Origin of the sequence: Nocardia sp. NPDC059764 (genome assembly GCF_042732555.1) — a bacterium.
In the GTDB taxonomy this organism is placed as follows: Bacteria; Actinomycetota; Actinomycetes; order Mycobacteriales; family Mycobacteriaceae; genus Nocardia.
On sequence record NZ_JBHWHH010000029.1, the window covers coordinates 43725 to 54483 of the forward strand.

General features: G+C 69.3%; 12 protein-coding genes. 5 read left to right on the forward strand and 7 right to left on the reverse strand.

Features of this window, described 5'->3' with window-relative positions; all coding sequences use genetic code 11:
* Window positions 1–39: 39 nt before the first annotated feature.
* Complete coding sequence (locus ACFV4K_RS08995; protein ID WP_379273342.1) at window positions 40–1272, forward strand: DUF418 domain-containing protein; 1233 nt, start codon at window positions 40–42, stop codon at window positions 1270–1272.
* Here the strand turns inward: ACFV4K_RS08995 and mhuD are convergent, their stop codons facing one another.
* Complete coding sequence (gene mhuD, locus ACFV4K_RS09000) at window positions 1273–1584, reverse strand: mycobilin-forming heme oxygenase MhuD (protein ID WP_357087432.1); 312 nt, start codon at window positions 1582–1584, stop codon at window positions 1273–1275.
* 44 nt (window positions 1585–1628) lie between these two features.
* Between mhuD and ACFV4K_RS09005 the strand changes: the two genes are divergently transcribed.
* The 3 genes from ACFV4K_RS09005 (at window position 1629) to ACFV4K_RS09015 (ending at window position 4638) form a co-directional block, all read left to right on the forward strand.
* A complete protein-coding gene (locus ACFV4K_RS09005; protein WP_379273326.1) occupies window positions 1629–2372 on the forward strand; it encodes an alpha/beta fold hydrolase in 744 nt (247 codons plus the stop codon).
* A gap of 77 nt (window positions 2373–2449) precedes the next feature.
* Window positions 2450–3622: an acyl-CoA dehydrogenase family protein gene (locus ACFV4K_RS09010; protein ID WP_379273328.1), complete on the forward strand. Its 1173-nt coding sequence runs from the start codon at window positions 2450–2452 to the stop codon at window positions 3620–3622.
* 203 nt (window positions 3623–3825) lie between these two features.
* On the forward strand, window positions 3826–4638 hold the full coding sequence (locus tag ACFV4K_RS09015) for an enoyl-CoA hydratase/isomerase family protein (RefSeq protein WP_379273329.1): 813 nt from the start codon (window positions 3826–3828) through the stop codon (window positions 4636–4638).
* A gap of 3 nt (window positions 4639–4641) precedes the next feature.
* Here the strand turns inward: ACFV4K_RS09015 and ACFV4K_RS09020 are convergent, their stop codons facing one another.
* The 6 genes from ACFV4K_RS09020 to carD form a co-directional block, all read right to left on the reverse strand.
* The gene (locus ACFV4K_RS09020; RefSeq protein WP_357087423.1) at window positions 4642–4920 is read right to left on the reverse strand and encodes a DUF4190 domain-containing protein; all 279 of its coding nucleotides are present in this window, start codon (window positions 4918–4920) and stop codon (window positions 4642–4644) included.
* A gap of 122 nt (window positions 4921–5042) precedes the next feature.
* The gene (rlmB, locus tag ACFV4K_RS09025) at window positions 5043–6026 is read right to left on the reverse strand and encodes a 23S rRNA (guanosine(2251)-2'-O)-methyltransferase RlmB (RefSeq protein ID WP_379273331.1); all 984 of its coding nucleotides are present in this window, start codon (window positions 6024–6026) and stop codon (window positions 5043–5045) included.
* A 262-nt stretch (window positions 6027–6288) separates the two neighbouring features.
* Window positions 6289–7689, reverse strand: a complete 1401-nt coding sequence (gene cysS, locus ACFV4K_RS09030; protein ID WP_379273333.1) for a cysteine--tRNA ligase — start codon at window positions 7687–7689, stop codon at window positions 6289–6291.
* A 45-nt stretch (window positions 7690–7734) separates the two neighbouring features.
* Window positions 7735–8202 (reverse strand): 2-C-methyl-D-erythritol 2,4-cyclodiphosphate synthase, encoded by a 468-nt coding sequence (ispF, locus tag ACFV4K_RS09035; RefSeq protein WP_379106264.1) that lies wholly within the window; start codon window positions 8200–8202, stop codon window positions 7735–7737.
* A 14-nt stretch (window positions 8203–8216) separates the two neighbouring features.
* Window positions 8217–8963 carry a 2-C-methyl-D-erythritol 4-phosphate cytidylyltransferase gene (ispD, locus tag ACFV4K_RS09040; RefSeq protein ID WP_379273335.1) on the reverse strand — a complete coding sequence of 249 codons (747 nt, stop codon included), beginning with the start codon at window positions 8961–8963 and terminating at the stop codon, window positions 8217–8219.
* A gap of 2 nt (window positions 8964–8965) precedes the next feature.
* Window positions 8966–9454, reverse strand: a complete 489-nt coding sequence (gene carD / locus ACFV4K_RS09045; protein WP_025346809.1) for an RNA polymerase-binding transcription factor CarD — start codon at window positions 9452–9454, stop codon at window positions 8966–8968.
* Between the two features lie 475 nt (window positions 9455–9929).
* Between carD and ACFV4K_RS09050 the strand changes: the two genes are divergently transcribed.
* Window positions 9930–10580, forward strand: coding sequence for a hypothetical protein (locus ACFV4K_RS09050; protein WP_379273337.1), 651 nt, complete (start codon window positions 9930–9932; stop codon window positions 10578–10580).
* Window positions 10581–10759 lie beyond the last annotated feature (179 nt).

A 10759-nucleotide genomic window follows, 5' to 3' on the forward strand; every position in this document is an offset into this window, starting at 1 on the left:
CCCTCACTGCCGGTCGAAATCTGGAGGTGAGCAGTGGTGATGGAGTCACCGGTCGCGGTCGACGCGGCACAGGAATCGAATGCGGCCGATCCGCTGCCGCGGGTGCTGGCGCTGGACGCCGCCCGCGGGATCGCGGTGCTCGGCATGTTCGCGGTCCACGTCGGACCGCCGCGGGAGAGTCCCGGCGCGGGCTGGCTGACGGTCTTCGAGGGCCGTTCGGCGGCCCTGTTTGCGGTGCTCGCGGGCGTGTCCCTGGCCCTCATGTCCGGTGGGGCGCAACCTGCCACCGGTCCGGCCGGTCGCCGCGCTGTGGTCCGCATCGCCGCCCGGGCGATCCTGGTGGCGCTGCTGGGTCTGGCACTGGCGCAACTGCATTCCGGTATCGGAATCGCGCTCATCCTGGCCTACTACGGCCTGTTCTTCCTGCTGGCGCTGCCCGCGCTGTGGCTGAGCGCGCGGGGACTGGCCCTGCTGGCGGCGATCTGGGCGATCGCGGGACCGCTCGAGTCGTACGCGATCCGAAATCAGCTGGAGCAGAGCGCTTTCGGCGGCCATCCCGACTTCGGCATGCTGACCTCCTGGTCCGGCGTGCGGCAGACGTTCCCGATGCTGACGCTCACCGGCACCTACCCGGCCCTGACCTGGATGCCGTTCCTCTTCGCCGGAATGGCCCTGGGCCGCTGGGGGATTCGCGCGCTGCGTCCGCTACCGGTGATCGGTGTCGGCCTGGCGCTCACCCTGCTCGGCTACGGCGGTTCCTGGCTGGCGCAGTATTCGCTCGGTGGCCGTGCGCATCTCGCGGAGCTGCTCACCCGGAACCTGTCGGCGGCGGGCATCACCGACTTCGATCCGGGCCAGGTCATCGACGCGGCCGGATTCGGCGTGGTGTCCACGACCAGCCCATGGTGGCTGACCGTCGCGACCCCGCACAGCGGCACCCCGTTCGAGGTGTTCGGCGCGACCGGCGTCGCCTTCCTCGTGATCGGCGTCCTGATGGCGGCGGTGCCGCGCACCGGAATCGCGGTGCGGCCCTTGATCGCCGCGGGCTCCTGCGCCCTGAGCCTCTACATCCTGCAGGTGGTCGCGGTCAGCGTGCTGGTGCCGGTCCCGGATCCGGACGCGACGTCGCTGCCCGGCGGTATCCACGGTCCGGGCTGGTCACTGCTGGCCCTGCTGGCGCTCGGCTCGCTGCTGGCGGCGACCCTGTGGCGCTACCGCTTCCGCCGCGGTCCGGCGGAATGGCTGCTCCACAAGGTCACCTATCGGGCCTGATCAGGCGTTCTTGCCCGCCACATCCAGGACGACCTCGAACTCCAGCAGCGACGCGCCGGTCGAGACGGGCTTGCGGGCCTCGCCCGCGTGCGCCTCGCGCGCCGGGCCGTCCCGCCACGCCGCGAAGGACTCCTCCGAATCCCACTGCGTGACAACGAAGTAGCGGTTGTCGCCGGCGACCGGACGGAGCAGCTGGAAGCCCAGGAACCCGGGCGAGTTCTCGACCGCGTGCGCGCGGTGCGCGAAACGCTTCTCCAGTTCGGGGCCGGCGCCCTCGGGGACCTCGATTGCGTTGATCTTGACGACTGCCATGCCTGCGAATGTACTCCGGCACTCCGGACGTATCGTTCGGGGCGATGTTGTATGACGAAGGCGGCACCGGGACTCCGATCCTGCTGCTGCATGGGCTGATGGGCAGTGCCCGGACCTGGCGGGCGCAGCTGCCGTGGGTGCGGGAATTCGGGCACGTGTACACGTTCGACGCGGCCGGGCACGGGCGGCCCGCACCGCCGCGGCTCACCACCGAGGCCTTCGTGGCCGATCTCGCGGAAGCGACCGCGCACATCGACGAGCCGATGGTGGTGATCGGCCACTCCATGGGCGGCCTGCACGGCTGGATGTTCACCGCCGCCCACCCGGACCGGGTCCGGGCGCTGGTGGTCGAGGACATGGCCCCCGACTTCCAGGGCCGCACCGCGGCGGACTGGGCGGCCATGGTCGAGGCCTGGCCGGTCCCGTTCGCCACCGAGGCGGCGGTGCTGGATTTCTTCGGGCCGGTGGCCGGACGCTACTTCCTGGACTCGTTCCGCCGTGAGCCCGACGGCTACCACCTGCACGGCGAGGTGCCGACCTTCCGGGACATCTCCGAGGAGTGGGGCACCCGCGACTTCTGGGCGCAGTGGAAGTCGGTGACCGTGCCCGCGCTGCTGATCGAGGGCGAGTACACCATCACTCCGCCGGGGCAGATGCGGCAGATGGCCGCGCTGCATCCGGACGCCCGGCACGTGGTCATCCCGGACGCCGGGCATCTGGTGCACGACGATCAACCGGCCGCCTACCGGGCCGAAGTCGAGGATTTCCTGCGCCGCGTCCTCGTTTGAGGGCGGGTGCCTTCAGTCGGGTGGGGTGGTCGTCGTATGCTCGGCTCGACCGCGACTCCTGACGGATGGTGACCACGATGATCGACTTCTCGATTCCCGCCGACCTCGCTGCCGAACGCGACCGCGTTCGCCGGTTCGTCATCGACAAGATCGTGCCCTTCGAACGCGACCCGCGCCTGACCGCGCACGGCCCCAACGACGACCTGCGCCAGGAAATGGTGGAGCTGGCCCGCGCCGAGAAGCTGCTCACCATCCAGGCCCCCGTCGAGCTGGGCGGGCGCGGCCTGACCCACGTCGAACAGGCCGTGCTGTACGAGGCCGCCGGCTGGTCCACCCTCGGCCCGGTCGCCATGAACTGCGCCGCCCCCGACGAGGGCAATATGTTCATGCTGTCCAAGATCGCGAATCCGGAACAGACGCAACGCTCCCTGCAGCCGGTCATCGACGGCCACCAGCGCTCCGTCTTCGCCATGACCGAGCCGGGCGGCGCGGGCTCCGACCCCAACCAGCTCGCCACCGAGGCCGTCTTCGACGGCGAGAACTTCACCATCAACGGCCGCAAATGGCTGATCACCGGCGCCGACGGCGCCAAGACCTGGATCATCATGGCGCGCCTGGCCGCCAACCCGCACCTGCCCGAGGGCCCCACCCTGTTCCTCTGCGACGGCGACACCGAGGGCATCGTCATCGAGCGGATCATGAACACCATGGACCGCAACTACGTCGGCGGCCACGCGGTGGTGAACTTCGAAAACCTGGTGCTGCCCAAGGAATCCGTGCTCGGCGAGACCGGCCAGGCGCTGCGCTACGCCCAGCTGCGGCTGGCCCCGGCCCGCCTCACCCACTGCATGCGCTGGCTCGGCGCGGCCGAACGCGCCCAGGCCATCGCGGTCGACTACGCCAAGACCCGCACCGCCTTCGGCAAGCCGATCGGCGAGCACCAGGGCGTGTCGTTCATGCTGGCGGACAACGAGATCGCGCTGCACCAGTGCCGCCTCACCATCTGGCACGCCTGCTGGCTGATGGATCAGGGCCACAAGGCCCGCCACGAGTCCTCGATCGCGAAGTCCTCCGTCTCCGAGGAACTGTTCAAGGTCACCGACCGCTGCGTCCAGGTGCTCGGCGGCATCGGCATCTCCGACGAGACCGTGGTCGAGATGATCTTCCGCGACATGCGCGCCTTCCGCCTCTACGACGGCCCGACCGAGGTGCACAAGTACGCCATCGGCCGGCAGATCCTCCGCGGATAGCCCTACCCGCCAGCATCAATGGCGGCCCATATTGCGAACACTCGAAGGTTCGCGGCCGTCCCGATTCTGGACTGCGCTCCGCCTCCCCGCGCTTGGAGCGGGGGAGCGAAGCGGAGGAGGGAAGAATCGGGACCACGGCTCCCTAGACCTGCGCCTTGCCGCGAACCCGCCCGGAGCGGAGCGGAGGGCATAATATGCACCGCATGAGTTCGGAATTGCTTGTGGACGTCTCCGGGGGCGTCGCGGTCCTGACGCTCAACCGGCCCGCCCAGCAGAACGCGCTGACTCCGGCCATGGCGTCGGAACTCGGTGCGTCCCTGCGCCGCTGCGACAACGATGACGCCATCGGCGCGGTCGTCATCACCGGCACCGCGCCCGCGTTCTGCGCGGGCGCGGATCTGTCGCTCAAGGTCGGCGAGGTCAACGGCCTCATCGACCCGGCGCCGTTCCGGATCCGAAAACCGGTCATCGCCGCCGTGAACGGGCACGCCGTCGGCATCGGCCTGGAGATCGCGCTGCAGTGCGACCTGCGCTACCTGGCCCGCGACGCCGTGTACGCCCTCAACCAGGTCCGCCGCGGCGCGCTCGCCGACGGCTTCGCGCACTGGACCCTGCCTCGCCTGATCGGCAGCGCCCGTGCCGCCGACCTGCTGCTCACCGGTCGCACCTTCGACGGTGACGAGGCGTACGCGCTCGGCATCGCCAACTCCTGCCTGCACGCCGCCGAGGTCCTGCCCACCGCCCTCGAGGTGGCCCACGACATCGCCCACGGCTCGGCCCCGCTCCCGGTGGCGCTGTCCAAGCGCCTGCTCTGGGAGGCCCCCACCATGGACCCGGACACCGTGGGCCGCTTGGAAACCGAGCTCAACGACTATGTCGCCAAGAGCGCCGACGGCGGCGAAGGCGTCGCGGCCTTGAAGGACCGCCGCCCGCCGAAATGGACCGGCAGCGTCGCGGGGGAATGGCCCGCATGGGACGGCATCACCGGCGGCGAGCAGCGCCCCGGCCTGGACTGATGATCAGGCCCGTCCGCTGATCACCATCATCAGGAAGATGCTGCCGAACACGACCATCATGAACGTCCCGATGACGCCGAGGACGTAGCCGACCAGGACCTGCACCCGGCCGCCGAAGCGGCCCCCGCCCTCCTCGATGTCGTTGAGCGCGCGGCGGCCGAGGGCCCACGCGATCGGTCCCAGCGCGCCGCAGCAGAACACGCTGAGCGCGCCCAGTAGCAGGACGGCGGTTGCGTGCTCGTGCTCGACGGGGGACCCGAGGGGCGGCTGATCGAAGACCACCGCCAAAGTTTACGGGCGAAAGGCACCGCGCGGCAGGTGGACGCGCGGTGTTCGCTTGGGCCACTTGATTATCGAGGCGGAACTGGACGCCCCACAGTGATGGTCGAGCGACCGATTTGGGGTCAGGAGCGGCGCTGGCGAGCCACTTCGGCCAGCACGACGCCCGCCGCCACCGACGCGTTCAGCGACTCCACCGGCCCCGCCATCGGAATGCTCAGGATCGAATCGCAATTCTCGCGCACCAGCCGCGAGAGCCCCTTGCCCTCGGAGCCGACCACGACGACCGTCGGTGCGCTGCCGTCGAATTCGTCGAGGGTGGTGTCCCCGCCCGCGTCGAGCCCGACGATCTGGTAGCCCTTGTTGGCCCAATCCTTCAGCGTGCGAGTCAGATTCGTGGCCCGCGCGACCGGAAGCCGCGCCGCCGCGCCGGCGCTCGTACGCCACGCCACCGCGGTGACGCTGGCGCTGCGCCGCTGCGGGATGACCACGCCCTGCCCGCCGAACGCCGCCACGGACCGGATGACCGCGCCCAGGTTGCGCGGGTCGGTGATGTTGTCCAGCGCCACGATCAGCGCCGGCTCGCCCGAGCTGTGCACCCGGTCCACCAGGTCGTCGGGATGCGCGTACTTGTACGGCGGCACCTGCAGCGCCATGCCCTGGTGCATGCCGTTGTGGCTCATCTTGTCCAGGTCGGTGCGCGGCACCTCCAGGATCGAGATGCCGATCTCGGCGGCCGTCTTCACCGCCTCGGAGAGCCGGTCGTCGTTCTCGGTGCCGTTGGCGACGTACAGGGCGGTCGCGGGCACGCCGGCGCGCAGGCACTCCACGACCGGGTTCCGGCCGAGCACCAGCTCGGGACCCTCGTTGTCCTTGCGGCCCGCGATCGGCCGCGAGGCATTGCGCGACCGGGTGGTGGCGGCCGTCGCCTCGGCCTTGGCCTTCGCCTTCGCGCGCTTGGCGGCGACGTGATAGACGCGGTCCTCGGCCTTGGGGGTCGCCCCCTTACCCTCGAGCCCGCGCCGGCGCTGCCCGCCGGAACCGACGACCGCGCCCTTCTTGCTTCCGGTCTTCCGGGTCGCCCCGCGTCGCTGGGAGTTGCCTGCCATCACTTCGCCTTCCGAATCTGTTAATGCACACAGCACGCGGTGAACCCGCCTCGAGCCGGGCGCGGGACGAACCCGCTCACTCTCGATCCTGCGGGAAACCTGCCTCCGGTCGGCGCAGCGTGCGGCTGCGCCCATCTCGAACATCCTCCGGGCCTGGCATTGCCGGAGGGTCACTGAGAATTGTGCCCCACGCTGGGCCGCGGTCCCGAATTCGGTGCGCTCCGCCACACCGTCCGGGAACCGCCGCTCCTGCTCGGAACCGCTACTTCTTCTCCTTGGACAAGGCCCACTCCGCGCCCTGCGGCGTGTCGGTGACCTCGACGCCCGCGGCCTGCAGCCGGTCGCGGACCCCGTCGGCGGTGGCCCAATCCTTGTCGGCGCGCGCCTGCTGCCGCCGGTCCAGTTCCGCGCCGATCAGCACGTCCAGCGCGGCGATGGCGTTCGAGTTGTCGGCGGGCGCGGCCCAGTGCGCGTCCAGCGGGTCCACGCCGAGAATGCCCAGCATGGCCCGGACCTGACCGGCGAGCATGCGCGCGCCAGAGAGGTCCCCGGCGTCGAGCGCCTTGTTGCCCTCGCTCACCACGCCGTGAATCGCGGCCAGCGCCTGCGGAACACCGAGATCGTCGTCGAGCGCCTCGGCGAAGGCCGGGGTCCAGGTGCCGACCGGCACGTCACCGGTGCGCTCGGCGACCCGCAGCACGAACGCCTCGAGGCGCTGGTATCCGGCGGCGGCCTCGGTCAGCGCCTGATCGGAATATTCGACCATCGACCGGTAGCCCACGCTGCCGAGGTAGTAGCGCAATTCGACCGCGCGCACCCCGACCCGTTCCAGCACATTCGGAATGGACAGCACATTGCCCAGCGACTTGGACATCTTCTCGCCGCCCATGGTCACCCAGCCGTTGTGCAGCCAGTAGCGCGCGAATCCGTCGCCCGCCGCTCGCGACTGCGCGATCTCGTTCTCGTGGTGCGGGAAAACCAGATCCATTCCACCGCAATGAATATCGAATTCCGGACCGAGATAGAACTCGGCCATGGCGGAGCATTCCAAATGCCAGCCGGGTCGGCCGGGACCCCACGGCGACGGCCAATTCGGCTCACCGGGTTTCGCGGCCTTCCACAGCGTGAAATCGCGCGGATCCTTCTTGCCGGTGCCGGCGCTCTCGCCCTGATGCACGTCATCGAGCTTGTGCCCGGACAACTTTCCGTAATCCGGGAAGCTCAGCACATCGAAATAGACATTGCCGTCGGAGGCATAGGCGTGGCCGCGCTCGATGAGCCGTTCCATCATCCCGACCATCTGGGTGATGTGCCCGGTCGCGCGCGGCTCCGCGGACGGCGGCAGCACCCCGAGCGTCTCGTAGGCCTGGTCGAAGGCGCGCTCGTGTGTGGCCGCCCACTCCCACCACGGGCGGCCGTGCTCGGCGGCCTTGGTCAGGATCTTGTCGTCGATATCGGTGACATTGCGGATGAAGGCCACGTCGAAACCGTTGGCGGCCAGCCACCGTCGCAGCACGTCGAAGGCGACGCCGCTGCGCACGTGCCCGATGTGGGGTTCCCCCTGAACGGTCGCGCCGCACAGGTACACCGAGGCTTTGCCGGGGACCAGCGGCGTGAAATCACGCAGGGTCCGCGTCTCGGTGTCGAAAAGGCGCAGAGTCACGACAGAGCATCCTAGCTGTTGGGAAATGGGCGGATTACGGGTGCGTCAGGCGCGGCAACACAGCAGGGCGGTGGCCACCGCGGCCACGCCCTCGCCGCGGCCGGTGAGGCCCAGACCGTCGGTCGTGGTGCCCGACACCGAGATCGGCGCACCCAGGATCTCACCCAGCACCTGTTGCGCCTCGGCCCGCCGGGGACCGATTTTGGGCCGGTTTCCGATGACCTGTACAGCCGCATTGACAATCGAGAATCCGGCCTCGTCGAGCAGTCGCCGGACTTCTTTCAGCATGGCCGCGCCGGACACGCCCTCCCATTCGGGACGGCCGGTGCCGAAGACCGCGCCGACATCGCCGAGTCCGGCGGCCGAGAGCAGGGCGTCGCAGAGCGCGTGGGCGGCGACATCGCCATCGGAGTGGCCCTCGCAGCCGCTGTCGCCCTCGAACAGCAGGCCCGCCATCCAGCAGGGGCGGCCGGGTTCGATGGGGTGGACATCGCTGCCGATGCCGGTGCGCAGGCTCATCGGATCCGTCACGGTGCGATCACCGCCGCGCGTGTCGTGTCCAGCCCGCCTGCGGTGTCGGGCGAATCACGGCGGGCGGCCAGGGTATTGGCCAGGACCAGATCGAGGGGCGAAGTGATCTTGAAAGCCAGGGCGTCGCCGAGCACCGTCTCGACGGTCGCACCCAGCATCTCCACCAACCCCGCGTCATCGGTCGCCTGTGTACCCACAGCGTAGGCGGAGCGCAGCAGTTCGGCGTCGAAGCCCTGCGGAGTCTGGACGGCGCGCAGCTCGGAGCGGTCCGGCGTGCCGGTCACCGCGCCCGAGGCGTCCACGGATTTGATGGTGTCGGCCACCGGCAGGGCGGGCACCACGGCCCGCGCACCCGCGCGTAGCGCGTCCACGACCCGGGTGATCAGGGCCGGGGGAGTCAGGGCCCGGGCGGCGTCGTGCACCAGCACCAGGGTGGCGTCGGGGGCTGCCGCGAGGCCGGCCCGCACCGAATCGGTCCGCTCGGCGCCGCCGGCGACCACGTGCACGGGGACGTCGGAGTCGGGCAGCAGGGCTCTGGTCTGTGCGACGAGTTCGGCGGGCACCATAACCACAACGTCGTCGACCGACCCGGAATCGATCAGCCCCTGGACCGCGAGAGTGAGCATGGGACTGCCGCCGACGTGGACGAAGGCCTTCGGCTTGTTCTCACCGAGACGCACGCCCATGCCGGCGGCAGGAACCAGGGCGACGACACGAACGCCGTCGCCGGGTGTTGTTTTCACGGTCAGGAGGCCGCTGCGAGAACCTCGTCGAGCAGGGTCTCCGCCTTGACGTCGTCAGTGCCTTCCGCGAGCGCGAGCTCACCGACGAGGATCTGACGGGCCTTGGCCAGCATCCGCTTCTCGCCGGCGGACAGGCCGCGGTCCTGCTCACGACGCCACAGGTCGCGAACGACCTCGGCCACCTTGTTCACATCGCCGGAGGCGAGCTTCTCGAGGTTGGCCTTGTAGCGGCGGGACCAGTTGGTCGGCTCTTCGGTGTGCGGAGCCCGCAGGACCTGGAAGACCTTGTCCAAGCCCTCCTGGCCGACGACGTCGCGGACGCCGACATACTCCGCATTCTCTGCGGGAACCCGAACGGTCAGGTCGCCCTGTGCGACCTTCAGGACCAGATACTCCTTTTGTACACCCTTGATGGTGCGGGTTTCGATAGCTTCGATCAGCGCCGCTCCGTGGTGGGGGTAAACGACGGTGTCTCCGACCTTAAAAATCATGTGTCCCGTGCCCCTTTCGATGTTCACAGTTTAACATGCGACTCGGTAACGGCGCGATCAACGGCGCAGGTCAGGGCCACAACGGAGCGGCGGCGGGGGTTGACAGATGACGAATCGTGTGCATCCCGTTGCGGCATAAGGGGATAGAACATCGCACTGTTCGCGCGCATATGCGAGTGCGTAGTTCGCATACGCGACCGGGCACCCTCGCATAAACGGCAATGCCGCTCACGAGAACTCGTCTCGGAATCTCTGTCAGGCCCCCTGACACATCCCACCCGGTCGCTCCATGTGATCCGTGACGCGCTCGCCCGATACCACCCGACGCTCGAACCGATATCGCACGACGCTCGCAACCGATACCGCGTGACGCGCGCACGACACCGCCCGCGTGTAGCACGGGGGAAGCGACGCACTACTCTCATTGACTACTACTCTCCATAGTGGAGTGAGCCCGGTCGACATGGAGGACACCGTGACTGCCCTGAAAGCCACCACTGCGTCGAAGTCGCGGCGGCGTGCCGTGACAGTTGCTGCACTCGCTGCGGGTGCGGTGCTCGCGCTGTCGGGTTGCGGCGCCGGTCAGATCTCGCAGACCGCCACCCAGGTCGCCGCCGTCAACGGCAGCACCGCCAATGTCGGGTCCATCGCGCTGCGCGACGTGCGCTTCCTGCTGCCGCAGGGCGAGGAATCCGGCAACACCAAGGGTGGCAAGGCCGTGCTGGCCTTCACCGCCGTGAACATGAGCGACAGCAAGACCGACGAGCTGGTCAGCATCACCGCCGAGGGCCTGGGCACGGTCAAGCTCGACGGCAAGATCGAGATCAAGCCGTCCAGCGCCGTCGTCGCCGACAAGCCGACCGCCAAGGACGCCGCCCAGGCGGCCGACGTGCACGAGCGCAACGCCGGTCAGCCCGCCTCGGACAAGGTCGCGGACCCGAACGCCAAGCCGATTCTGGTCGAGGTCACCGGCCTCGCCAAGGACGTGAACCCGGGTCTGACCTACCCGCTCACCTTCAACTTCAAGCAGGCCGGCACCGTCGTCGTCAACACCCCGGTCGACGCCGGCCCGAATAACCCGCGCCCCGAGCCCGCCCGGGCGGAGAAGAAGGGCGGCGAGCACTGAGCTCGCGCTGAACCTCTGAATTGTGCCCGTCCCGGATCTGGGGCGGGCACAGTTGTACCCGGTCACCCAGAGGTTCGCGGCCGTCTCGATTCTGGACTGCGGCTTGATAGACCTCCGCCTTGGAGCGGGGGGAGCGAACGGCTCCATAGACCTGCGCCTTGGAGGAGCGGAGGAGGGAA

Excerpts from the sequence above, each read along its gene's own strand:
- ACFV4K_RS08995 (WP_379273342.1), top strand. The coding sequence starts at position 40 with ATGGAGTCACCGGTCGCGGTCGACGCGGCACAGGAATCGAATGCGGCC.
- mhuD (WP_357087432.1), bottom strand. The coding sequence starts at position 1,584 with ATGGCAGTCGTCAAGATCAACGCAATCGAGGTCCCCGAGGGCGCCGGC.
- ACFV4K_RS09005 (WP_379273326.1), top strand. The coding sequence starts at position 1,629 with ATGTTGTATGACGAAGGCGGCACCGGGACTCCGATCCTGCTGCTGCAT.
- ACFV4K_RS09010 (WP_379273328.1), top strand. The coding sequence starts at position 2,450 with ATGATCGACTTCTCGATTCCCGCCGACCTCGCTGCCGAACGCGACCGC.
- ACFV4K_RS09015 (WP_379273329.1), top strand. The coding sequence starts at position 3,826 with ATGAGTTCGGAATTGCTTGTGGACGTCTCCGGGGGCGTCGCGGTCCTG.
- rlmB (WP_379273331.1), bottom strand. The coding sequence starts at position 6,026 with ATGGCAGGCAACTCCCAGCGACGCGGGGCGACCCGGAAGACCGGAAGC.
- carD (WP_025346809.1), bottom strand. The coding sequence starts at position 9,454 with ATGATTTTTAAGGTCGGAGACACCGTCGTTTACCCCCACCACGGAGCG.